At 70.7% G+C, this 23,653-nt stretch carries 13 protein-coding genes; 4 read left to right on the top strand and 9 right to left on the bottom strand.

The window, feature by feature from the left end:
* Window positions 1-26: 26 nt before the first annotated feature.
* Window positions 27-1,241, top strand: coding sequence for a hypothetical protein (locus AB0J66_RS13150; protein ID WP_364659363.1), 1,215 nt, complete (start codon window positions 27-29; stop codon window positions 1,239-1,241).
* A gap of 4 nt (window positions 1,242-1,245) precedes the next feature.
* Here AB0J66_RS13150 and AB0J66_RS13145 read toward each other — a convergent pair whose 3' ends face one another.
* Genes AB0J66_RS13145 through AB0J66_RS13135 form a run of 3 tightly spaced genes read right to left on the bottom strand, consistent with a single transcriptional unit; the run spans window position 1,246 to window position 6,789 of the window.
* Window positions 1,246-4,389 (bottom strand): DUF87 domain-containing protein, encoded by a 3,144-nt coding sequence (locus AB0J66_RS13145; protein WP_364659361.1) that lies wholly within the window; start codon window positions 4,387-4,389, stop codon window positions 1,246-1,248.
* Window positions 4,386-4,997: a hypothetical protein gene (locus AB0J66_RS13140; RefSeq protein ID WP_364659359.1), complete on the bottom strand. Its 612-nt coding sequence runs from the start codon at window positions 4,995-4,997 to the stop codon at window positions 4,386-4,388. The genes AB0J66_RS13145 and AB0J66_RS13140 overlap by 4 nt, the downstream gene beginning before the upstream one ends.
* 22 nt (window positions 4,998-5,019) lie before the next feature.
* Window positions 5,020-6,789, bottom strand: coding sequence for a hypothetical protein (locus tag AB0J66_RS13135; RefSeq protein WP_364659357.1), 1,770 nt, complete (start codon window positions 6,787-6,789; stop codon window positions 5,020-5,022).
* Between the two features lie 311 nt (window positions 6,790-7,100).
* On the opposite strand from AB0J66_RS13135, the gene glgX reads away from it, so the two are divergent.
* On the top strand, window positions 7,101-9,212 hold the full coding sequence (gene glgX / locus AB0J66_RS13130) for a glycogen debranching protein GlgX (protein WP_364659355.1): 2,112 nt from the start codon (window positions 7,101-7,103) through the stop codon (window positions 9,210-9,212).
* 10 nt (window positions 9,213-9,222) lie between these two features.
* Here glgX and AB0J66_RS13125 read toward each other — a convergent pair whose 3' ends face one another.
* Window positions 9,223-9,960, bottom strand: coding sequence for a hypothetical protein (locus tag AB0J66_RS13125; RefSeq protein ID WP_364659353.1), 738 nt, complete (start codon window positions 9,958-9,960; stop codon window positions 9,223-9,225).
* Window positions 9,961-10,022: 62 nt separating this feature from the next.
* Here AB0J66_RS13125 and AB0J66_RS13120 point away from each other — a divergent pair, with 62 nt between their 5' ends.
* Both AB0J66_RS13120 and AB0J66_RS13115 read left to right on the top strand, forming a co-directional pair.
* Window positions 10,023-10,730 (top strand): GAF domain-containing protein, encoded by a 708-nt coding sequence (locus AB0J66_RS13120; protein WP_364659351.1) that lies wholly within the window; start codon window positions 10,023-10,025, stop codon window positions 10,728-10,730.
* A gap of 142 nt (window positions 10,731-10,872) precedes the next feature.
* Window positions 10,873-15,225, top strand: coding sequence for a S8 family serine peptidase (locus tag AB0J66_RS13115; protein WP_364659349.1), 4,353 nt, complete (start codon window positions 10,873-10,875; stop codon window positions 15,223-15,225).
* A 47-nt stretch (window positions 15,226-15,272) separates the two neighbouring features.
* On the opposite strand, the gene AB0J66_RS13110 is transcribed toward AB0J66_RS13115, so the two are convergent.
* The 5 genes from AB0J66_RS13110 to AB0J66_RS13090 all read right to left on the bottom strand — a co-directional run bounded on the left by AB0J66_RS13110 (window position 15,273) and on the right by AB0J66_RS13090 (window position 23,312).
* Window positions 15,273-15,731, bottom strand: a complete 459-nt coding sequence (locus AB0J66_RS13110; RefSeq protein WP_364659347.1) for a winged helix-turn-helix domain-containing protein — start codon at window positions 15,729-15,731, stop codon at window positions 15,273-15,275.
* Between the two features lie 210 nt (window positions 15,732-15,941).
* Complete coding sequence (locus AB0J66_RS13105; protein ID WP_364659344.1) at window positions 15,942-16,904, bottom strand: hypothetical protein; 963 nt, start codon at window positions 16,902-16,904, stop codon at window positions 15,942-15,944.
* Window positions 16,905-16,915: 11 nt separating this feature from the next.
* A complete protein-coding gene (locus tag AB0J66_RS13100) occupies window positions 16,916-18,385 on the bottom strand; it encodes a chitobiase/beta-hexosaminidase C-terminal domain-containing protein (protein ID WP_364659342.1) in 1,470 nt (489 codons plus the stop codon).
* Window positions 18,382-22,284: a ThuA domain-containing protein gene (locus AB0J66_RS13095; protein ID WP_364659340.1), complete on the bottom strand. Its 3,903-nt coding sequence runs from the start codon at window positions 22,282-22,284 to the stop codon at window positions 18,382-18,384. Before AB0J66_RS13095 ends, AB0J66_RS13100 begins: the two co-directional genes overlap by 4 nt.
* The gene (locus tag AB0J66_RS13090) at window positions 22,281-23,312 is read right to left on the bottom strand and encodes a multicopper oxidase domain-containing protein (protein WP_364659338.1); all 1,032 of its coding nucleotides are present in this window, start codon (window positions 23,310-23,312) and stop codon (window positions 22,281-22,283) included. Before AB0J66_RS13090 ends, AB0J66_RS13095 begins: the two co-directional genes overlap by 4 nt.
* Between the last annotated feature and the right edge of the window lie 341 nt (window positions 23,313-23,653).

Here is a 23,653-nt window from a genome sequence, read left to right as displayed (position 1 = left end):
TTCTCTCTGGGCACGGGAGGCTCTCCTTGGGCGCCGGCGTCGATGTTCTGGTCATCACAGCGCTCAAGGAGGAGTACGAGGCCGCCCGGGCGACTCCCGGGCTGTCCGGCTGGGAGGAGCGGGACGCCGACCGGACGGCGCCGTTCTCCGTGGCCCGGCTCGGCTCCGGGCTGTCGGTGGCGCTGGCCCGGCCGGTCCGGATGGGCGGCCGCAGCGCCGGCGCGATCACCACCACGCTGACCGACCGGCTCGAGCCGGCCTGCCTGGCCATGTGCGGGGTCTGCGCGGGCAACCCGGCCGGCACTGCCCAGGGCGACGTGATCGTGGCGGCCCCGGCCTACGAATGGGACGAGGGCAAGCACACCGAACGCGCCTTCCTCGCCGACCCGCAACAGTTCCCCCTGGACGCCTCCTGGGTTCGGGCGGTCCAGGACTTCACCCCCTCGACCCTGCCGAGCCACGGTCCGGCGACCGACCGGGAGGCCGCGGTCTGGGTGCTGGAAACGCTCCACAAGGGCCAGGATCCCCGTACGCACGCGGCCCGCCGCCGCTACCTGCCCGGCACCGGCTGGGGCGCGCAACTCGAGCGGCTGGAGTCCGAGGGCCTGATCCGCTGGCTCGACGGCCGCTTCGCGCTGACCGAGGGCGGGCGCGACCGCATCCAGCGGCTGCTCTACATGGACGTCGAGGGGCCGGAGAAGCTGCCGTACGCCGTCCAGGCCGGCCCCATGGCCAGCGGAAGCGCCGTCATGGCGACCGGGGACATCTGGACCCGGCTCGAGGCGGGCCAGCGCCGGCTCCTCGCCCTGGACATGGAGGCCGCGACCATCGCCACGGTCGCGCAGGACCGGAAGGTCCCGCACTGGCTGGTCGCCAAGGGCGTCTCCGACCACGCGGACGCCGGCAAGGACGACCGCTTCAAGGCCTTCGCCGCCCGGGCCTCCGCCGACGTCCTGTTCGCCCTGCTCGGGCGGCTGCTCGGCCCGGCGCCGGCGCCGCCCGATCCGCCGATCCCGGACCAGGTCCGCCAGCAGATCCTGCGCCAGCTGACCTACTACTGGCCGGACGTGGCCGACGCGGTCGGCGTGCCCTCGTACGTGGCCCTGCGGTTCCGCCCCGGCGACGAGCCGCACGAGCTCTGGACCTGGCTGCGCAGCCGGCACCGGCTGGCCGACCTGCCGGGCGTGCTCGACGAGATCGGCCGCCCCGACCTGGCCGGCCTGATGCGCCGGCACCTCTGACGGCTCAGCCCCGCGCGCGGGCCACCACCTCCTCGTCGGTGAGCGGACTGCTCGGGTGATGGCTGAGCGACATGGGCGTACGGGTCCGGACCGGCACCTCCCCCTCCAGCGCGATGTAGAACTCCCCCGCGGTGAGGTTGCCGATCTCGGGCACGTCACCCCCCTTCACCTTGGCCATCTCCCGGGCCGCCTCGATCTGCACGGGCACACCGAGCCGCCCGAAGAAGTGCGTGGCCGCGTTGCCCGGGATCCGGTTGTGCAGGTTCTTGGGCGCCTGCGTGGCGAAGATCAGCCCCAGCCCGTACTTGCGGGCCTGCGAGGCCAGCGCCAGCGTGCTCTGCGTGCAGGCGGTCATCGCCCCCGACGGCGCGAACGTCTGCGCCTCGTCCATCACCAGCAACCCCAGCAACGGCCGGTCCCGCGCCGGATGCTTCTTGATCCAGGCGAACAGGCTCATCTGCATCTGATTGACGAACCCCTGCCGCGCATCGTCCCCCGGCAGCCCGATCAGGCTGATCACGGAGATCCGCGCCCGCTTCCCCACCGACGGCGTCAGCAACATCCCCGGATCGGCCGGCGTCCCACTCCCCCCGAACATCGGATCGTTGTCCATCGAGGCCGTGAGCGCCTGCCCGAGATCCGCGGCGATCTTGGCCGCCCCGGCCAGCTCACTCACCCCGTCCGGCAGATCGTCGAGCAGCCCGATCAACTGCCGCAGGTCACCCCCGCCCCGCCGGCCGAAATGCTCGACCGCCTTCCGCAGGACCGCGGTTCCCAGCGGTACGGAGCGCGCCCGGCCCATCAGATTGGCCCGCGGAGCCAACGCCGCCACTGCCGAATCGACCGCCGCGTCGAACTCGTCCGGGTCGTCGCGCACCCCGGCGAAGTCCGGCAACGGCTGAAAACTGAGCGGCCGGCCGGACTGCCGCCGCGGGGTCCAGGTGACGAGCTCGGTCCCGGCCAGGTAGCGGGCCGCCCGCTCGGAGTCGCCCGGCCACCATCCACTGGGCGCCTCGGGCCACTCGTCACCGAGCCGCGCCAGGTCATTGTTGGGATCCAGCACGATGGCCGACACACCTTGCAGCGCGCACTCCTCGACCAGCCGCCGCAGCAGAACAGTCTTCCCCGAGCCGGACGCCGCGAAGATCGCCACATGCTTCCGCAGCGACTCCAACGGCAACTCCACCCCGTCGCCGATCATGAATCCGGCCGGAGGTTTCCCGGGTGGCGTCTCGGCACTTCCTTGATCGTCCTCGGTCCACGCCTCGGCATCGGCCAAGGCCTTCTTGAAGAGATTGATCTGTTCCGAGGGGCGGTAACGGACCACCCAGGCGTGGAGCTGCGCCGGGTTCTCGTTTCGCAGTCCGTGCAGGGCGGTCAGGACCCGGAGGTCGGCTTCGTCGACGTCAAGCGTCACGCCGCCGTCGCGTTCCAGCCCCCGGATCACCTCCTGGGTCTTGGCCGACTGACTCCATTCTCCCTTACGCAGAAGGAAAAGCTTCCGCTTGGGAACCTCCGCCGTGAGCCCCGCAGCGGTGCGGGCCCGGCGGATACGGTGCAGCGCGGCCACCCCGTGGTGGGTGTTGCTGATCGCCCGGAACGACCAGTGGACCTGGTCCTCGGTGCGCGACTGATCCGGCGAATGCTCCCGCTCCTGTTCGGAGCGCTCGTCCAGGTCGCGGCGAAGCCGCGCGTGCAGGTCCGGGCGGGAGCTCGGCGGCGGATCGATGCTGAACTGTTCGCCCCGATCGCCGCGTTCGGCGATCCACGCCTGGAGGCCGGCGGCGAGAAGCGGCGGGAACAAGCGGTCTTCGCCGTCGCCCTCGAGCGGCGAGGCCACGTCAGCGTTCCGTCTCAGCTCCTCGAAGCGCGCTTCGATCCGCGCCAGCTCGCTCTCCGGCACCACGGGGGCGGTGAGGACGGGCGCCTTGGCCTCCTGCGCCTTGGCCGGCACGTCGCTGAGGTGGTGCAGTTCCCGCATCTCGTCGTCGATCAGGCAGGCTCGGACATGCTGGTCGACGGCGATCAGCAGTCGCCGCGGCGTGTAGTCCAAGGCCTCCTGGAACACCTCGGGCCGGACCGGCCAGGTGGGATAGGGCGGAGTGAAGTTCACGGCGGCGAAACGGGCCGCGAACCGCTTCTCGATGATCTGCCGGGCGACGCGGGCGTCCCGGATGCCCTGCAGCGCCATGGAACGCCGGAACCTGTCCGGGAAGGACGACGGGGCGCGGCGCTCGATCAGATCCCACGTCACCGAGAGAGTCGCCACGACCGTCAGGGTCCGGTGGGTCTTGTCGCGAAGATCGGTGAGACCGTTGGCCAGTCCCAGCACCATCGACGACACCCGCACGTCCTGCTCCGTGGCGGCGACCTTCATCAGGTCGTCCTGCAGGGCCGCCTGTGCCATCATCGCGTCGAGTTGGTCGAAGGCGATCACGGACGGTCCGGTCACGGCCAGAAGGCGGGAGATCTCGCCGACGACCTCCTGCGGCGTCCGCGAGTTCGATCGGATGCCCCACGTCTGCCGCTCCCCCGTGATCCCCTCGTCGTCGCCGGCGAAGTAGTTGTCGGCGATGTCCTGATGCTCGTCGTCGTCCGAGGCCAGCAAGGCCAGGGCCCGCAGCGTGTCCCGGCAGTCATGGGCCACCCGCCGGTCGAACTCCCGGAGCCCGGCGACGTAGGCGTCCAGCGCGGCCCGGGTCAGCTCACTCTCGCCGATGACCGAGCGCCGGTCGGCCCGCGGCGCCCCGATTCGCGACGCCAGACGCCGCAACAGCATTCGCAGTTGCGTCTCGCCGCCCGGAACCTCGCGGGCCAGCCCGTCCAGCATGAACACGAGCAGGGACTCCCAGAAATTGCGGCCGTCGATCAGCCCGACCAGGAAGAAGTAACCTCCCTCGTGCTGCACCTGCTCCCGGACCCAGCCCAGCAGATGGGTCTTGCCGGTGCCGTTCCGGCCTTCCAGGACCAGGCCGATCGGGCTCGCGTCGACGCTGGCCCGGGCATCGGCGATTCCTTCCCGGACATCCAGGACCACGGCGTCGTGCAACCCGTCGACGTGGAACTCCGAGCGGCGCCACACGTCGTCGGGCGCCGCGGCCCAGCTGAACCTGAGTGCGGCGAGGGCGGCGCGCTCCTTCTCGTTCATCGCGAGCCGATCGCCAGCTTGTGCCGATCTTCGCCGCCGACCCGGACGGCCGCCGCCCGCGCCTCCGCGTCGACTCGGTGCTTCATCGAATCGGGCTCCAGCCGCACGTCCCGCGACCCGAGCATCGTCACCAGCGCCTCGTCCAGGTCGGCCTTCGAGACGTCCGGCAGAAGGGGCCGGAGAACCGCAAGATCAATCCAGGCCCCGGGTCCGTCGGCGAGCTGGACGTAGGCGGCCCGGACGCGACCCTCGAGATCAACGGGCTCCTCGTCCTTCTCCACCGGCCGGCCGACGATCTCGTTCTGCTGGGCCACCAGGGCGGCCCACAGTTGCTTCTCGCGGGTCGAGCGCTTCTCACCGTCGGCGCCGTCCTCGTCGATCGCGAGGGGGACGCTCAGCACCTTGAGGCCCTGCTTGGTGATGGCGTGCCGGTAGGGGCGGTGGGTGGTGTCGGAGGAGACGTAGCCGGCCGCGTTCAGCCTCTCGTAGGCCGGGCTGATCAGCCGGACCCGGTAACGCTTGTCCATCTCGGTGTTCGACAGTTCGCGTCCCGCGGCCTTCAGCAGGATCAGGAACGCGTATTCGGCGGCAGCCAGCTCGGAAGCCATCAGAGATCCTCTCCAGGTGCTTTCATGGGGGTGTTTGCTGGGTGACGAGCTGTCCGTCGGCGTCCAGGCCGAAGGCCCGTAACCGGATCAGCGACGGGTGATCCTGTGCGGTGTAAAGAGCGATGAGCCGGTCGGCCGCGCCGGGCGTGCCGGCGTTCAGCTCGACCTTGAGCTGTTCCTCGTCGCGGAGCTCGAAGAGCAGCGTGCACAGTTGCAGGGCGGCTTCGGCGCGGCCCTCGTCGGCCTGCGCCCGCAGCTGCTCGATCTGGAATCGGGCCCTCTCGTGGCGGTGCGCCTTCGAGATCCGCAGTTCCGCGGCGCGGTCGCCTCGGGCGGCGCGCGACCGCAACTCGTCCACATCGCCCCAGGCCGCGTGCAGGTCGGCCAGCGCCTCCGCGGCCCGCCGCTCGCCGAGCCGGTCGGTGCGGTAACGAAGTTCGTGGAGGCAGCCGCGGTCGGCCAGCAGCTCCACGAGCCGGTCGGCCGCGATCGCGTTGCCCCCGGCCGCCTCCCGGCGCAGCTGGTCGCCGAGGCCGCCGTCGAACAGCAGCTCGGCCACCTCGGCCGGCCTGTCGCGGATCTCTTTCGCCCGCCGCCACACGGCCTGCACGTGGTCGAGTTTGCGGACGACCGGCTCGTCCTCCGCGCTCCCGGTCAACCGGCGACGGAGAATCTCGGCGGCCTCGGTGAACCTGTCCTGCCGGACGAGCAGATCGGCCAGCTCGACCGCGGCCCGGCGGTCACCGAACTCCAGGGCGAGTCGGGTCAGCGCGCCTTCGGCGTAGTGGTAGCGCAGCCGGGCGGCGGCGCCGGCCGCCAGCCGCCGGAGGTCGTCCGGCCGGCGCAGGTGGGTCACCAGTGCCTGCCAGGCCGCATGCGGCACCCGGTCACTGCGCAGCTTGCTCCGCACGTGCTCGGCCAGATAGTCGGCAATGGTGTAACCGGCCAGAGTGCCCGGCCGGCCCGCGTCGACCTCGTAGAGAGCCGACACGTCGCCGTGGATCCGCTCGGTGGCATGCGGCAACGCTTCCGCCAGCCAGTACTCCGCGGACCGAACCCGCTGATGCGGGCGGAGATAACCGAACATCGCGTCGGCCAGCAGCTCCTCGCTCAGCGGGGACTGCACGCCGAGCCGGTGGGCGTCGGCCGCGGCCGCGATCATCGCCTTCACGTAGGCGTTGGCCGGCTGTTCCCAGCACATCACCAGGCGCGGCCCGCCCGCGAGGACCTGGGTCATGCCGACGTCGCGCACGCTCAAGGCGTCGCGGATGCGGCTGTCCTGCGAAGCGAGGCCGCGGGCCTCCCTCTGCTCGGAGCGGTCCAGCGACTCCGGTACGGAGATCACGCTGGCCCGCTGCATCAGCTTGTGCACGGGCTCACGGCCGGCGGTCCACTTGGCGTACTGGTCGGGCCAGAGGGTCCCGACGACCAGATTGCCGTTTCGTACCAGGGCCGTGACGCACACGGCGGTCTGCGCTGAAGGGCCACCCAGGTAGTGCTGCATCTCGTCGAGCCAGAGGACGGTCGAGCGCGGTGGCTCATGGAGCAGGTCGAGCAGGTCGGACACCTCGGCCGGCTGCATCAGCCGCCAGTTTGGCACCAGCTCGAGCACGGCCTCGTAGAGCGACCGTGTCTTGCCGGTCGAGGACCCGCCGACCATGACGACGAGCGCTCCGCGGTCCGGCAGATCGGCCGACAGCGCCAACCGCAGCTGGAAATCGAAACTGCGTTTGACGTAGGCCGGCAGCGCGTCCTCGCCGCCGGCCACGGGACCGGCGCTGTGAATGCCCAATTCGCCGGGATCGGCCGTGTCGACGCGTGGTCGGTCGGAAAAGGAAGCGTCGCGAATCCGGTCCAATTTGCGCACCCGCCGCCCCATTGATTCACCCGACGGTGCAGAAGGCTACGCCACGCCGGGGAAAGATCACCAGGTCGTGAATGAGGGCGGCGCACATTCATTCACATCGCGCCGGAGTGCATTTGCCGGTGGCCAATCGGAATACTTTGCCAAGCGGTTCTACCGTTTTCCTACCCGCGGCAGGAGTGATCGCCCGGGAACGGGGTAGCCAGCGGGCGACCCTGAGAAGCTGACTAAGGAGCACGATGAAGGTCTGGCCCGGCAACCCGTACCCGCTGGGGGCCACCTACGACGGCGGGGGCACCAACTTCGCGCTCTTCTCCGAGGTGGCGGAGCGGGTGGAGCTCTGCCTGTTCGACGACGACGGCGCCGAGACGCGGGTCGAGCTGCCCGAGCGGGAGGCGTTCGTCTGGCACGGTTATCTGCCCCGGGTGGGGCCCGGGCAGCGGTACGGTTATCGCGTGCACGGGCCGTACGATCCGGCCAACGGGCTGCGCTGCAATCCGAACAAGCTTCTGCTCGACCCGTACGCGAAGGCGATCGACGGGGATGTCGAATGGGACGAGGCGCTCTTCTCGTACCGTTTCGGGGATCCGTCGAGTTTCAACGACGGGGATTCGGCGCCGTTCGCGCAGCGGTCCGTGGTCATCAATCCGTTCTTCGACTGGGCGAACGACCGGCCGTTGAAGATTCCGTTTCACCAGACGATCATTTACGAGGCGCATGTCAAGGGCATGACGATGCGGCATCCGGGCATTCCGGAGGATGTCCGGGGAACGTATTCGGGGCTGGCCCACCCGGTGATGATCGATTATCTGAAGCGGCTGGGCATCACGGCCGTCGAGTTGATGCCGGTGCACCAGTTCGTGCACGACAGCGGGCTGACCGAGCGGGGGCTGTCGAACTACTGGGGTTACAACACGATCGGCTTCTTCGCGCCGCACAACGGCTACGCCTCGTTCGGCGGGCACGGCGGGCAGGTGCAGGAGTTCAAGTCGATGGTGAAGGCGCTGCACCAGGCCGGCATCGAGGTGATTCTCGACGTGGTCTACAACCACACGGCCGAGGGCAATCATCTCGGGCCGACGCTGTCTTTCAAGGGCATCGACAATCCGGCCTACTACCGGCTGGTCGACGAGGACCGGCAGTTCTACTACGACACGACCGGCACGGGGAACAGTCTCAATGTGCGGCATCACGAGTCGTTGCGGCTCATCATGGATTCGCTGCGCTATTGGGTGACCGAAATGCATGTCGACGGTTTCCGGTTCGACCTGGCGGCGGCGCTGGCCCGGGAGTTTCACGCGGTGGACCGGCTGGCCGCGTTCTTCGACCTGGTCAACCAGGATCCGGTGGTCTCCCAGGTCAAGCTGATCGCCGAGCCGTGGGACGTGGGCGACGGCGGCTATCAGGTCGGCGGCTTCCCGCCCAACTGGACCGAGTGGAACGGGAAGTACCGCGACTCCGTGCGTGACTTCTGGCGGGGCGAACCGGCCAGCCTGGGCGATTTCGCGTCGCGCTTCACGGGCAGTTCCGATCTGTACGAGATCGACGGCCGGCGCCCGATCGCGTCCATCAACTTCGTGACGGCGCACGACGGCTTCACGCTCAACGACCTGGTGTCGTACAACGAGAAGCACAACGACGCCAACGGCGAGCAGAACCGCGACGGCGAGAGCCACAACCGGTCGTGGAACTGCGGTGCCGAGGGGCCGACCGACGACTCCGCCGTGATCACCCTGCGGGAGCGGCAGAAGCGCAATTTCCTGGCCACGCTCCTGCTCAGCCAGGGCGTGCCGATGGTCGTGCACGGCGACGAGCTGGGCCGCACCCAGGGCGGCAACAACAACGTGTACGCCCAGGACAACGAGATCAGCTGGATCGACTGGGCCGACGCCCGCGAGCACGACGTGCTGACGGTCTTCACCCGGCGGCTGACCCGGCTGCGGGCCGAGCACCCGATCTTCCGGCGGCGGCGCTTCGTGACCGGGGAGCCGGCCGGCGAGTCGCAGCTGCCCGGCATCGCCTGGCTGCGCCACGACGGCGAGCCCATGCGGGAGCCGGACTGGGGCGCCGAGGCGGCCCGGGCCATCGTCGTCTTCCTCAACGGCGAGGCCATCCCCGAGCCGGACGCGCTCGGCGAGCGCATCGTCGACGACTCGTTCCTGTTGCTGTTCAACGCGTCGCCCGAGGACGCCGAGTTCACCCTGCCCGACGCCGTCTACGGCCAGAGCTGGCAGACCGTGATCGACACGGCCGACCCGCTGCTGGCCAACTCGGCCGACGCCAGCGTGAAATCTCAGGGCACCGTGCCGATGCTGGCGCACAGCCTGCAGGTCCTGCGCCGGTCGTACTAAACAAAAAAGATCAGACGGCGGCCGTGATCAGGGCCTCGAGCGAGAGGAACTGCGCGGCCGCCGCCTCTTCGCCGTCGGGCACTCCGGCCGCGAAGGCCAGGTAGGCGTCCGAGAGCACCGTCTCGCGCCCTGGTTCGAGGTAACCGTCGGCCGAGCCGGGCAGCGCCAGCCCCAGCTCGGGCCAGACGCCGCCGACCGCGCCGGTCAGGTCGGTGCCTGTCCGGCGGGCGTAGTCGCCGAGCGCCCCGAGGTTCTGGGCATAGAGCACGCTGTCCCGGCCGGGGTCGGTCACGCTGAAGTGCAAGCCGCTCGGACGCGGATAAACACGACCCTGGCCCAGCACCGCCAGGTCGCGGGGCCAGAACGGCATGGCCAGCGGTACGTGCGGTTTCAGCGCCGTGGTCACGTGCAGCGGCCGCCCCTCGGGCCCGGGCAGGCCGATCTCGGCCCGGAAGACGCCGATGGCCGACTCGAACTGCAGGCGCGCGCCGTCCCCGGCCCGGTCGGCCGCGGCCAGGCGCGGGTGGCCGCGTGGGCAGTACGCCACCCGCAGGGCGATCCGCGACCGGCCCGGTAGCGTCACGACCAACCAGGCCGACGCGCCGCTGATCACGGCCGCGACCTGGGCGCCGGGCGAGGCGGCCTGCCAGCACGGCGTTCCGCCGCCGGTGCCGGGCAACATCCAGGGTGACACCGCCACCGTGTGGCGCTCCTCGTACCAGAGCATGTCCGCCGCGTACCCGCCCATTATCTAAACAAACGCGGCAAAAGGGTCGGCTTATCGGTACCCGTCCGGGGTAAGCACTCCCGGTGAACGGCCCCCTGGCCACGGCCATCACCACCCTGGCGGCGACCCCGGACCACGCGCCGAGCGTGCCCCGGCAGCTGGCGGCCGTCGCCCAGCTCACCACCGATCGCGTGGCCGCCGCGCACTACACGTCGATCACCGCCCTGCAGGGCCGGTCCCACATCACCGTGGCCGTCAGCGACGAATTGATCCGCGCCGTCGACGAGGTCCAGTACCGCGAGGGCGCCGGCCCCTGCGTCGACTCGCTGAGCCTCAACTCCCCGGTGGGGGTGCCTGACATCGACCGGACCGTGCTGTGGCCCGGCTTCCACGAGCAGGCGCCCCGGCTGGGTCTGCACGCCTCGGTGTCGGTGCCGCTGTTCGCCGGCCGGGGCGACGCCGTGGCCGTGCTCAACGTCTACAGCCGGGACCGGGTGGCGATGGCCCCGCTGATCGCCGGGATCTGCCTGGTGCACGGTCACCTCACCCAGGAGCAGGAGGAGGTCGACGAGGCCCGGCTGGCCGAGCTCGACCCGGGCGGGCAGGAGCTGGTGGCCGGCTACGCCGCCGCCCTCGACGTGCGGGCCACCATCCGGCTGGCGGTCCAGCTGATCGCGATGGCCGGCGGCTGCGGTCCGGACGAGGCGTACCTGGCCCTGTGCACCCGGGCCGGCGTGGCCGGCACCGACCTCGCCGAGGCCGCGGCCAAAATGGTCGGCGAGGGTCTCTGAAACGGCTCGACGCAATTTGCTGATCGGCTGACGGCCGATTGCTCACCCCGCGTCTTGAGCATCGAAGTTTGTGGATCTTAGCGTGCTGTGCAGGCGACCGGCGTGATCCGTCCGGCGCCCGGGACTCCATGAAGGAGACAGCATGGCACGAGGCAGATCCCTGATCGGTGCGGGCTTGGCGATCATCGTCGCCGGGGCCGGACTGGTCGTGGGCGGCGGGGGCGTACAGGCGGCCCCGAAGGACAAGATCCGGCCGGAGCTCGCCAGTCAGATGGCGGCCCGGGGCGGCGGCGACTTCTGGGTCAGGTTCGCCGGGCGCGCCGACCTGAGCGCGGCCAGCAAGATCAAGGACTGGGACGAGCGCGGTACGGCGGTGGCCGCCGCCCTGAAGAAGGCAGCGTCCGCCAGCCAGGGCGCGGTCCGGGCCGAGCTCGACCGGGACGGCACCAAGTACCAGGCCTTCTGGGCCACCAACGCGATCAAGGTCAGCGGCGGCTCGGCCGGCCTGGTGCAGAGCCTCGCGGCCCACGCCGAGGTCGAGGGCCTCTATCCGACCGTGGCCATCGAGGTCCCCAAGGTCAGCGAGGGCACGGCCGAGAAGGCCGTCAACGCGGTCGAGTGGGGCGTCGCGAACATCAACGCCGACGACGTCTGGTCGCGGTACGGGGTGACCGGCGAGGGCATCACGGTGGCCAGCATCGACACCGGCGTCCAGTTCGACCACCCGCAGCTGGTCGGCTCCTACCGGGGCAACAACGGCGACGGCACCTTCACCCACGACTACAACTGGTTCGACGCCGCCGGTGCCTGCGGCAGCAGCGGCGCGCCCTGCGACACCAACGGCCACGGCACCCACACGATGGGCACGATGGCCGGCGCCACCGACATCGGGGTCGCGCCCGGCGTCCGCTGGATCGCGGCCAACGGCTGCTGCCCGTCGGACGAGGCGCTGATCTCCTCGGGCCAGTGGCTGCTCGAGCCGACCGACCACACCGGGGCCAACCCGGACGCGAGCAAGCGCCCGAACATCATCAACAACTCCTGGGGCACCACGGCGCCCTCCACCGAGCCGTTCATGCAGGACGTCACGGACGCCTGGGAGGCCTCCGGCATCTTCGGCGTCTGGTCCAACGGCAACATCGGACCCGGCTGTACGACCAGTGGGTCGCCGGGCAGCCTCACGGCCAACTACTCGGCCGGCGCGTACGACGTGAACAACGTCATCGCCGACTTCTCGTCGCGCGGCGCCGGGCAGAACGGCGAGCTGAAGCCGAACATCGCCGCCCCCGGCGTGAACGTCCGGTCCAGCTGGCCGGGCAACGGCTACAACAGCATCAGCGGCACCTCGATGGCCGCGCCCCACCTGGCCGGCGCCATCGCGCTCGTCTGGTCGGCCGCCCCGGCCCTGGTCGGCGACATCGCCGGCACCAAGGCGCTGCTGGACGACACCGCCACCGACACCGGCTCGGCCCAGTGCGGCGGCACCACCGACGACAACAACGTGTTCGGCGAGGGCCGGCTCGACGCGCTGGCGCTGGTGGCCGGCGCGCCGACCGGTGACAGCGGCACCCTGGCGGGCAAGGTGACCGACGCGGCGACCGGCGCGCCGATCGCCAACGCGGCGCTGACGCTGACCGGCGCGGCCGAGCGGGCCGTGACGACCGGGACCGACGGCGCCTACTCGGCGCGGCTGCCGGCCGGCACGTATCAGGCGGCCGTCACCGCGTACGGCTATGGCCCGAAGTCCTTGACCTTGACTGTCACGGCCGGGCAGACCAGCACGGCCGACGTCGCCCTGACGGCCGTGCCGACGGTGAGTGTCGGGGGCGCGGTGACCGACGGCTCCGGGCACGGATGGCCGCTGTACGCGAAGGTGACCGTGGCCGGGCCGGGTGGCGTCTCCGACTACACGACGCCCACCAACGGCCGCTACAGCGTGAAGTTGCCGGCCGGGGCCACGTACAAGCTGACCTTCACCCCGCAGTACCCGGGCTACGAGACCGTGACCAAGGACGTCGTGGTCGGCGCCAAGAACGTCACGCAGAACGTGGCGGTGCCGGTGGCGGCGACCAGTTGTGAGACCGCACCCGGCTACGAGACCGCGACCGACGGGGCGTACACCACCTTCGACGACACCGCGGGCTGGTCGGTCGTCGACCACAAGGGCAACGGCCAGGTCTGGAAGTTCACCGACGACGGCAACCGGGGCAACCTCACCGGTGGCGCGGGCAAGTTCGCCATCATCGACAGCGACAAGTACGGCAGCGGCAACACGCAGAACACGTCGCTGGTCAGCCCGATGGTCGACCTGACCGGCGTGACCGCGCCGGTGATCTCCTTCGATCAGGACTTCCGGCAGTACGGCAGCGAGCGCACCGATGTCGAGCTCAGCGTCGACGGCGGCGCCACCTGGGTCACGGTGCTGTCGCAGACGCAGGGCGTCCCCGGGCCGAAGCACACCGAGATCGCCGTTCCGCAGGCCGCGGGCCAGGCCAAGGTCCAGGTCCGGTTCCACTACGTCGACGGCGCCTACGCCTGGTACTGGGCGGTCGACAACGTGCTGATCGGCACCCGGATCTGGTGCGAGCCGACCGAGGCCGGCCTGGTCGCCGGGCACGTCAAGGACGCCAACACCGGCGGGTACGTCAACGGGGCCACCGTGACGAGCAAGGACGCGCCGGCCTCGTCGGCGACGACGGTGGCCACGCCGGACGACACCGGGCTGGCCGACGGCTTCTTCTGGCTGCTGTCGGCCCGGACGGGCCCGCGCACGTTCGACGCCAAGGCCGGCAGCTACGCCGGTGACAGCGCGACCGTCGACGTCGAGGCCGACTGGGTCACCCCGGCCGCCTTCGAGCTGGGCGCCGGTCGCCTGACGGTCGCCCCGGCCGCGCTGAGCGCGAGCCTGCGGCTGCCCGACGGCACGGCCACCAAGAAGTTCACGGTCACCAACACCGGCACCGAGCCGGTCGCGGTGGAGTTCGGTGAGCGGGACAGCGGCTTCGAGATGCTCAAGGCCGACGGCTCCCGGGCCAGCCGCGAGCGGATCCTGGCCGCGGCGGGCGCGCCGGCCCAGCGGCTGAGCGTGGCCACGTCGCTGGCGGCCAAGCCGTCCGGCAAGGCGGCCACCGCCACGCCGGCCGCGGACGGCCCGCTGGCCGAGCCGTGGACCAATCTCGCCGAATATCCGAACAAGGTGATGGACAACCGGGTCGTGAACCTGGACGGCAAGGTCTACTCGATCGGTGGCACCGACGGGTCGGCCTCGACCAGGGCCAGCTACGTCTACGACCCGGCCACCCAGGCCTGGACGCCGATCGCCGACCTGCCCGAGGCCCGCTCGGCGCTGACCGTCGGCGTCGTCGACGGCCGCATCATCGCCACCGGCGGGTGGGGCGCCTCCGGCACCGAGGCCGCCACCTGGTCGTACGACCCGGGGGCGAACACGTGGACCCGCAAGGCCGACAACCCGGCCCCGCGGTCCGCCGCGGGCCAGGCCGTGATCGACGGCCAGCTGTACGCGGTGGGTGGTTGCACCACGGCCAACTGCCTGCCGATGTCGAACAGTGTGGTCCGCTACGACGCGGCCGCCGACAGCTGGGACACGCTCGCCGACTACCCGAAGTCGGTGGCCTTCGCCTCGTGCGGCGGCGTCGACGGCGCCGTCTACTGCTCCGGCGGCAACGACGGCTCGGCCTCGCAGAAGGCCGGCTACGCCTTCGACCCGGCGGCCGGGACGTGGAGCCCGATCGCCGACGCGCCGGCCGACCACTGGGCCGCCTCGTATGCCGTGGCCAACGGCAAGCTGCTCGTCGTGGGCGGCTCGCAGGCGGGCGCGGTGACCAACGCGGGCTTCGCCTACGACCCGGCCGCCGGCGCCTGGGCCGCGCTGCCCAACGCCAACACGGCCCGCTACCGCGGCGCCGCGGCCTGCGGCTTCTACAAGGTTGGCGGCTCCTCCGGGTCGTTCAACGCGACCACCAGCGGGGAGGCGCTGCCCGGGCTCGAGGAGTGCGCCGAGGGCGGCGACGTCAGCTGGCTGACCGTCGACCAGCCGCCGGTCACCCTGGCCCCCGGCCGGAAGGTGACGGTCAGCGTCGGCCTCACCGCCGCCGTGGACCAGCCGGGCACCTACACCGGCCTGGTCACCATCAAGGAGAACACGCCGTACGCGGTGGCGCCGGTCGAGGTCAGCCTGATCGCCTCACCCCCGAAGACGTGGGCCAAGCTGACGGGCACGGTCACCGGAGCCTCCTGCACCGGTGGCAGCGGCACCCCGCTGGCCGGGGCCACGGTCCAGGTGGACTCGTGGGCGACGTCGCTCACCTTCGCCACGGACGCCCAGGGCCGGTACGCGTACTGGCTGGACAAGCGCAACAACCCGCTCACCCTGATCGCCGCCAAGGACGGCTGGAAGCCGCAGGCCCGGACCTCGAAGCTCGACCCGGCGACGCCGAAGGTGGAGAACTTCGCTCTCCTGCCCGTGCGCTGCTGATCCCCCGATCCGGCCGGCCCCTCTGCGATGAGCAGGCGGGCCGGCCGCTATTTGAGAGCGAAGCGGATCCCGACGCCGCGGATGGCGTGGATGGTCGCCGCCACGCCGAGCCGAGCGAGCTTGCCGCGCACCCGGCGGACCGTGGAGTGGATGTCGGAGCCGCGCCCGACGTGCTCGTTGCCCCAGACCTCGAGATGCAGTTTCTCGTACGTCCACACGCGACCGGGCGCTCCGACGAGGCAGCGCAGGAAGTCGTGTTCGAGCGGGGTGAGCGCGACCTCGCGGTCCTGCCAGCAGAGCACGCGGCGGTCGGAGTCGATGCGCAGCCCGGACCGGGTCTGGTCCGGGACGGGCGGCGCCACCACGTCCAGGAACTGCCGGGCCTGGTCGATGGTGGACACGATGACGACCGTCTCCGCGCCGTCGAGCAACTGCGCCAGCTTCTTGCGGCCATCCGGCGACGATGCGATGCCGATGGCCATCGGTGGGACCGAACCGTCCGTCATGCCCCCGCCTCCCGACCTTGATGCCGGTGACGATAAATCCGGTTTGTCACGCTCTTGTTAACCGCGCCGCAAACCCATCGAGCCAAGGCTATGTGGCCTGCTCGGACAGGCGGATGGCGCCGTTGCGCCATGTCGTAACTCCGCCACGGGCCGACTCCGGAAAGGGACCGGCCCCGGACAGACGGAGTCCGGGGCCGGTCACGGGAACGGTCAGAGATCCGCGGCGCCCGCGGCCGTGGCCTCCTGGACGGCGTCGGCGCGCCGCTCGTCGGCCTTGCTCGTGTCGTCGGTGCGCGGGGCGGCCGGACGGGCCGCCGAGCGGGCCGCGGCCGCCGCGGGCGGGTCGGTGACCACGCCGCGGCGGATGCGGTTGTTGGCGGCGATCTGGGCCACCGGCGTGTTGCCGGTGGCGGTCAGCGCGCCGTCGATGATGTTGTCGTCGACCGTGACGCCGCCGGTGGTGCTGGTGACGCTCACGTCCTTGCCGAAGAAGCCACCGGAGGCGCAGGAGTCGAGCGGGCCGTTCGGGCCGAGCTGCACGCCGCCGAGGTTGCCGGCGAACGTGGCCTTGCCCCGCACCGAGCTGCCGCAGACGACGCTGCCGGTGGCGCTGTTGAGCACCGAGAGCGTGCCGTCGACGAACGAGTCGTGCACGTCGGTGTAGTACGTGCCGGTGCTGCTGACGTTGCCCGACACCTCGGAGCCGGCGTCGAGGCGTACCTCTCCGGCCTGGACGTTGACGCTGCCGGTGACGCTGCTGCCCTCGACGAACAGGAAGCTGTCGACGGTCGTGGTGCCCTTCGCCCGTACGGTGACGGCGCCGCTCGCGGCGTCCTTGAGGAAGACGCCGTAGCCGCCGGCGGCCAGCACGACCGGGCCGGCGACAGTGGTGTCGGAGGCGTCGAAGTAGCCGTTGCCGGCGATCCGCACGTCCCCGGCGAACCGGCCGCCGGTGACGACCAGGTTGGCGCCGGCGGCGACGCTGACGTTGCCGGTGACGATGGTTCCGGTCAGCGCGCACGACTCGCCGGCCGGCACGTAGAGGTCGTTGGGGACGGTCACGGCGCCGCCGGTGCCGACGCAGTAGGTGGTCAGCGCGGCGCTGGCGGGCGGGGCGGCGGCCAGAACGCCGGCCGTGGACAGAACGGTGACTGCGGCCAGAAGTCGTTTCATGGGAGTCCCTTTCACGAGCCGATGTCCGATCGGGCGGCCGCGCGGACGATCGTGCCCTGCTGCCGTTTGGTGAGGGTGCCGCCGGCGACCAGGGCGGCGGTGACGGTCTCGACGTGCCGTACGAAGGCGGCGTGGTCGGGGTAGTCGCCGTGCTCGGCGACCAGATCGTTGACGGTGCAGCCGTTGCCGGTGTCCTTGTTGGGCACCCCGGTGTCGTCGCCGTCGATGACCACCGTGGCCCGCGGGTCGGGCACCGGGCAGTCGCCGGTCGGCGGCGCGGTCACGGTGAATGTCTCGGACTCCTCGGCCGAGGTGTTGCCGGCGGCGTCGGTGGCCCGGGCCCGCACGGTGTGCTCGCCCACGCCGGTGACCACGACCGGTGCGCTGTAAGCGGTCCAGGCGCCGCCGTCGAGGGCGTACTGGATCGTGCCCTCCTCCGAGGAGGTCACGGTCACCGTGGCCCGGCCGACGGCCGTCGCGACGGACAGCGTCACCGTGGGCGGAGTCGTGTCGGGCTCCTCCGGCTCCACCACCGTGAAGTGCGACATCTGCTCGGCCGAGGTGTTGCCGGCGTTGTCGGTCGCCCGGAAGTGCAGCATGTGCATGCCGGGGGTGGTGACGACGACCGGTGCGGTGTAAGCCGCGAAGGCCGCCCCGTCCAGCGAGTACTCGATCCGGGCCACGCCCGAGTCGGCGTCGGACGCCGTGAGCGTGGCGGTGGCCGTGCCCACGTAGTTGCCGTCGCCGTCGCGGTCGCCGGCGATCTGCGCGGTGACCGTCGGCGGCGTGACGTCCTCATCCGGCTCCGGCGCCACCACCGTGAACGCGATCGAACCGACGGTCGACACATTGCCCGATTTGTCCGTGGCCCGGTAGCGGACCGTGTGAGCGCCGACCGCGGTCACGGCCACGGGTGCGGTATAGGGCTGGAATGCGCCGTCATCGAGCGAGTACTCGACGGTGTCGACGCCCGACCCGCTGTCGGACGCGGCGACCGTGACAGTCGCCGTACCGATGTAGCTGCCGTTGGCATCGCGCGAGCCGGCCGCCGTCGCTGTGACGGTGGGCGGCGTGGTGTCTGGCGTTCCCGGCCCGTCGGTGACGACGAACTCGCCGACCATCGAGCTGTGCCCGGGGATCGAGCAGAAGTAGCGGTAGCGCCCCGGGGTGAGCGTCACTGTCGCCTCGTGCCGGCCGCCCTCGGCGTCGAACGGATTGGCCAGGATGTTCAGCGTGACGTCGTGGTTGTAGCCCTCGGTCGACGTGTCGAAGGTCAGCGTGTGCGGCATCCCGACGGTGTTGCCGGTCGCCTCGCTGTTCTCGAACACGATGGTGGTCTCGCCGGCCGCCGCCTGGGTGGGCGCCGACTTGTAGGCGGTGATGCCGCCGTCGGCGGTCCACGTCAGGGTCTGGGCCGCGGCCGCCGGTGCTGCCGGTGACAGCAGCATCAGCGCGGCCAGGATCAGTAGGAATTTCCTCATAGAGCACGCACCCGGATGTCGCGGAAGTCGACCAGGTCGGTGTCGCTGTGGTTCTGCAGGCCGATCAGGCCCTCGGCGAACTGCCGCAGGTCGGTCGGCGGGTCACCGGCGCGCGAGGACTGCTTGCCGGGGGTGTTGTCGAACTCCTTGATGACGGTGCCGTTGCGGATGATCGTGTAGTGCTGGCCGACGACCTTGATCTCGTACCGGTTCCACACGTTCTTCGCCGTGACCCGGGCCGCCGAGAGCGGGTTCGGGTCGAAGTTGTAGATCGAGCCGGTCTTCTGCGGCTCGCTCCCCTCCCCGTCGTAGATCTGGATCTCGTGGCCGCAGTAGATGGCCACCCAGGCCTGTGACGTGCGGGCCGAGCCGACCGTGCCGCAACTGCCGGCCGGCCGCTGCTCCAGCGGGATCCGCGGGTCCGGGAACCTGGTGAACACCCCGCTGTTGCCCCGGGCGTCACCCGGCGCCACGTCGCGGAACTGCAGCGTCAGCGAGAAGTCCTTGAACGGCTTGGTGTAGTACAGCATCCCGAGCCCGCCGCTGGGCCGCAGCGACCCGTCCGGCTGGATCGTGAACTGCCCGGTCGGCGCCTGGGCCCAGTCGGTCAGCGACTCCGGCGTCCCGTTGTAGAGGGAGACGTAACCGGTGTGCCCCTCCCGGCCGATCGGCGACGAGGCCGCGGCCCGAGTCAGGGCTCCAGCTTCGCGGCTGTTGAGGGAAAGGGTGGCGATGACGGCGCTCACATGCCGGACGAACGCGTCGTGCGACGGCCACGTGCTCTCGTCGTCGATGAGGTCGTCGATCGTGCAACCGTTGCCCACGACCCGGTTCGGCACACCCGAGTCGACGTCGTCCAGACGGACGGTCGTGGAGGTGTCCGGCACCGCGCAGCCCACGGTCACCGTGGTCGTCACGGTCGCGGTCTCACCCCCGGCGTACGTGATCTTCAGTGTCGCCGTGTAGGTGCCGACCCGGGCGTACGTGTGCCGCGGGTTGGCCTCGGTCGAGGTGCCCCCGTCCCCGAACGACCACTGGTAGCTCAGGCCGCCCGAGCGCGAGCCGGTGAAGGCGTACGTCAGGGGCTTGTCCTGCACGGCCACCGCGGTCGCGGCCGGAGCCGGCGTGGCCGCCCCGCCCTGGTAGGTGATCCGGATCAGCTTCTGGTTGGGGTGCAGGCTGAAGAAGCCACCCGCGTAGTCGAGCAGGTAGAGCGCGCCGTCCGGGCCGAACTTGGCGTCCATCCAGGACTGCAGCTGGGTGCCGCCGCCGCCGGACGGGATGATGGCCCGCAGCGTCTCGGCGAACGCCGGCGGCTTCTGCTGCGGCACGCCGGCCGGGTCGACCGTGACCGCGACGCGGTTGGCCGAGTTCGACTGGTCGCCGATGAGCCACTTGTCGTTCCAGTACGACGGCCAGGCCACCGTGGACTTCGGATCGACCAGGTCGCGGTGGTAGGTCGGGCCCGACATGACGGCCTGGCCCCCGCCGCGCAGATACGGCTGGGTGTACGTGGCGTCGGCCGCCTTGTACGTCGGGATGCCGCTCGCGTCGCGGGGCGGGAAGACCGGGCCGCCGCCGTCCGGCGAGTACCAGATCATGTTGTCCTTGATCGGCGGCAGGTCGGTCAGGCCGGTGTTGCGGGGCGACTCGTTCTTCGGGTTGTCGCAGTCGTACCAGCCGGTCAGGACCTTGGCGTCGGTGTTGCTGCGGTCCCGGTACGGCTGCCGGTTGCCCATGCAGTACGGCCAGCCGTGGTTGCCCGCCTCGGTGATGATCGTGGCCGTCTCGTACTTGGCCGGGCCCAGCTCCGGGCTCGGCGAGGACGCGTCCGGGCCGACCCAGCCCGCGGTCAGCCACTGCTTCTTGGGGTCGATCTGCAGCCGGGCGATGTTGCGCACGCCCATCACGTAGATCTCGGGGCGGGTCTTCTCGGTCCCGGGCGGGAAGAGGTTGCCGGACGGGATCGTGTACGTGCCGTCGGCCTCCGGGTGGATCCGGATGATCTTGCCGTTGAGGTCGTTGGTGTTACCGGCGGTGCGCCGCGCGTCCTGGAACGACGTGCCCGCGTACTCCTGGGTCCAGTTGTTGCCCGAGTAACCGTCCGAGCCGCCCGACGAGTTGCTGTCGCCGGAGCCGACGTAGAGGTTGCCCCGGGCGTCGAAGGCCATGCCGCCACCGGCGTGGCAGCAGCTGTGGATCTGGACCGGCCAGTGCAGCAGGTCCTTGCGGGTGTTCTGGTCGATCGTCTGCGCGGCCTTGTCGTAGGTGAACCGGGAGACCGTCCGCTGACCGATCCGCTTGACCCGGTCGATCGACGAGTGCGGCATCCAGTACACGTACAGCCAGCCGTTCTGCGCGAAGGCCGGGTCGGGCACGATGCCGAGCAGGCCCTCCTCGTTCTTGACCAGCTCGTCGCCGCTGCCCCGGTTGCCCATGACCGGCAGCGTGGTCAGCAACTTGACCTGCTTGGTGGCCGGGTCCCAGGAGTGGATGGTGCCGCAGCCCAGGCCGACGTTGGGGTCGTCCCAGCTGACCACCGGGCCGCTCGGGCAGGCCGCCTTGCCCACGTAGAAGACCGTGCCGTCGGGCGTGATGGTCAGCCCGTGCGGCTCGCCGATCTGGTCCAGCTCACCGGTCTTGTTGGCGGCGGTGAGCCGCTCGACCTTGTAGTTCGAGGCGATGGTGGCCTGGCAGTCGCCGCGGACGATGCCGCTGGTCCAGCCGAGGGCGCCGGTCAGGTGCTTGCGGAAGGCCGCTTCGCCGTACGAGCCCTCGGTGTGCCCCATGCCGGTGTAGAAGGACCGGCCGCCGTCGTAGTCGCGGCACCACGAGATCGGGTGGAACGGGCCGTTGGCCCCCAGACCCGGGTTGTAGTGGCGCTCCTCGACCTGCGCGAGGGTGTGCACCGTGCCGACCGGGCTCGGATCCCAGTTGTTCCACCGGTCCTCGCGGGTGACGGTCAGCCCGAGGTCCTTGGTGGCCGGGTGCTGCCGGTCGAGGATGTCGACCACGGCCCGGTTGACCGCGGGCGGGGCCGGCGTCTCGGTCGTGCCGGTGAACAGCCGCAGGTCGGCCAGCTGGATGAGCGGCTCGCCGCTGTTGGCGGTGATGTTCAGCCGGTAGAACTTGAAGTCGGCCGGGGTGGCCACACTGAAGCGGCGGATCTGGAAGCGCTCCGGGAACGTCTGGCCGGTCCGCCGGTCGAGGTCGGTCCAGGTCTGGCCGTCGGCCGAGCCCTGCAGCGTCCAGTCCTTGGGGTCACGGCCGTCGAAGTCGTTGGCCGACGTCAGCGCGTATCCGGTGACCTTCGCGGGGGCCGCCAGCTCGTACGTGACCCAGCCGGTCGCCGTGCGTACCAGCCACTTGGTGTTGGGGTCGCCGTCGGTGAGCTTGGAGCTGATCTCGTTGGGCGGGTTCTCGCCGCTCGCGGTGACCTTGGCGACCGGGTGCGAGACCGGGATGGCGCCGGCCGGGCGGGTGCCGATCAGACCGGTGAACCAGCTCGAGTCGAGTTGCGCGCGGGCCGCGTCGCCGATGCCGAGGAACCCGCCGCCGGCGTTGACGAAGCCCTTCAGGGCGGCCTCCTGGCCGGGATTCAGGGTCACGCCGTCGGCCGACAGGAACACCACTGCGCGGTACGCCGCCAGGCCGCCCGCGGTGAAGGTGGCCGCATCGGTCGTCGCGGTGACGTCGAGCCCGCTTTCACCGGCCAGTTCTTTGATCGTTTGCGTGGCTCGGGTCACCGGGTCCTGCTGCGCTTCCGCGGCGCCCGAGAAGACGAGAACCTTGGGTTTCGCCGGTGCCGCGGCTTTCGCTGCCGCGGCTGTGGCTTCTCGTGGGGGCGCTCCCCCGATGGTCAGTAACGCGGCCAGGGTCACGGCTACGGCACGCCTCATGACCCACTCCCTCCGTGTGCGTGGGTTTGCGCTGTGGCTGCTGCTTTGTGCTGGTGGCCCTGGAAGCGGTCGATCGCCTCCTGGGCGCCGGGCGGCATGCTGCCGTCGGCGTTGCGGACCAGGAAGATGCCGGCCATGCCCTGGTCCGAGTGGGACTGCACGTGGCAGTGGTACATCCACGCGCCGGGCCCGACCGCCTCGCCCGCGAGGACCTGGAAGCCGAACGAACTGCCCGGGTTGAGGTCCTTGTTGTCGATCACCTGGCTCGGGTCGGACGGGCCCTCGAGCATGCCGGTGCGGTTGTCGGCCCAGCGGTGCGCGTGCAGGTGGAAGGTGTGGAAGAAGTTGCCGTGCCCGATGGCGATCCACTCCACCCGCTGCCCGAGGTTGGCCTCGAACATCGGCGTGTTAGGTGCGAGCTTGTTGTTGATCTGCATGTCGTTGAAGACGACCGTGACCTGTTTGTCGGGCAGGATGTCGCCCCGCCGGCGGACGATCAGCGCACCGTAGAGGCCCCGGATCAGCCCGGCCGTGCCGTGGTCGGTGCCCATCGCGTGATCGTGGTAGTGCCAGTAGCCGGCGCTGCCCGGCATGAACCGCCGCCCGCTGGTGGCGGTCATCTCGTGCGACCGCCAGACGTACGTCCGGGTCTCGCCCGGCTCGTTGTACGAGGCGTTGAACGGCGCCCCGTCCGAGTCGGTGCTGTAGTCGACGCCGTGCGGGTGGATGCTCAGCCGCTGGTTGGTCGTGTTGACCAGAGTGATCTCGAGCGTGTCACCCTCGTACATCTCCAGGATGGGCCCCGGGATCGTCGCCCCGCCCGGCGTCAGGCCGTAGCCGAACTGGTTGCCGGGCAACGCTTCCGCGTAGATCGTGATCTTCTTGGTGACACCGGCCGCCGCCCGGGCGGAATCCCCCCGCGTCACCGCGACCGCTCCACCGGTCAGCCCGAGGACCCCGGCGGCCGCCAAAATCGACCTACGCCTCAGCTGGGGCTGCTCGTCTAGATTGACAACGTTGTCTTCCATGCGCGTCCTCCGTCGTCCCCCGGCCGGAACCGGGAGCCCACGAGTCGATAGAGGTGTGCGAGTTACGGACTTTTCTCAGAGAAGTAAAAAGTTCGGTCCGTTCCGAGCAACCTATGACTCATATCGACGAAAGTAAAGGTCTGTTATTGACGGACATCGCTACCTCGGGGGCATGCTCAGCGGCGCCGAGTGCGCCCGGTTCGCCGCGGCCGCCACCTGCTACCGATCGGGTGACAGCGACGGCGACCTGACCTGGCGGCTGGACATGGGCCGCACCCCCGTGACCGGCCTTCTTCGCCGGCGGCCCGGTCCTGGCCGGCGCCCCGCTGGCCCTGCTGGTC

Source organism: Actinoplanes sp. NPDC049598, from assembly GCF_040675435.1.
Lineage (GTDB): Bacteria > Actinomycetota > Actinomycetes > Mycobacteriales > Micromonosporaceae > Actinoplanes.
The sequence above is the reverse complement of the archived record's forward strand: the minus strand, read 5'-3'. Positions and strand labels throughout refer to the sequence as shown.

Bases quoted from the DNA above. Each gene is read 5' to 3' on its own strand.
- AB0J66_RS13145 (WP_364659361.1), bottom strand. From the start codon at position 4,389: ATGAACGAGAAGGAGCGCGCCGCCCTCGCCGCACTCAGGTTCAGCTGG.
- AB0J66_RS13110 (WP_364659347.1), bottom strand. From the start codon at position 15,731: ATGACGGACGGTTCGGTCCCACCGATGGCCATCGGCATCGCATCGTCG.
- AB0J66_RS13105 (WP_364659344.1), bottom strand. From the start codon at position 16,904: ATGAAACGACTTCTGGCCGCAGTCACCGTTCTGTCCACGGCCGGCGTT.
- AB0J66_RS13100 (WP_364659342.1), bottom strand. From the start codon at position 18,385: ATGAGGAAATTCCTACTGATCCTGGCCGCGCTGATGCTGCTGTCACCG.
- AB0J66_RS13115 (WP_364659349.1), top strand. From the start codon at position 10,873: ATGGCACGAGGCAGATCCCTGATCGGTGCGGGCTTGGCGATCATCGTC.
- glgX (WP_364659355.1), top strand. From the start codon at position 7,101: ATGAAGGTCTGGCCCGGCAACCCGTACCCGCTGGGGGCCACCTACGAC.
- AB0J66_RS13090 (WP_364659338.1), bottom strand. From the start codon at position 23,312: ATGGAAGACAACGTTGTCAATCTAGACGAGCAGCCCCAGCTGAGGCGT.
- AB0J66_RS13140 (WP_364659359.1), bottom strand. From the start codon at position 4,997: ATGGCTTCCGAGCTGGCTGCCGCCGAATACGCGTTCCTGATCCTGCTG.
- AB0J66_RS13125 (WP_364659353.1), bottom strand. From the start codon at position 9,960: ATGGGCGGGTACGCGGCGGACATGCTCTGGTACGAGGAGCGCCACACG.
- AB0J66_RS13095 (WP_364659340.1), bottom strand. From the start codon at position 22,284: ATGAGGCGTGCCGTAGCCGTGACCCTGGCCGCGTTACTGACCATCGGG.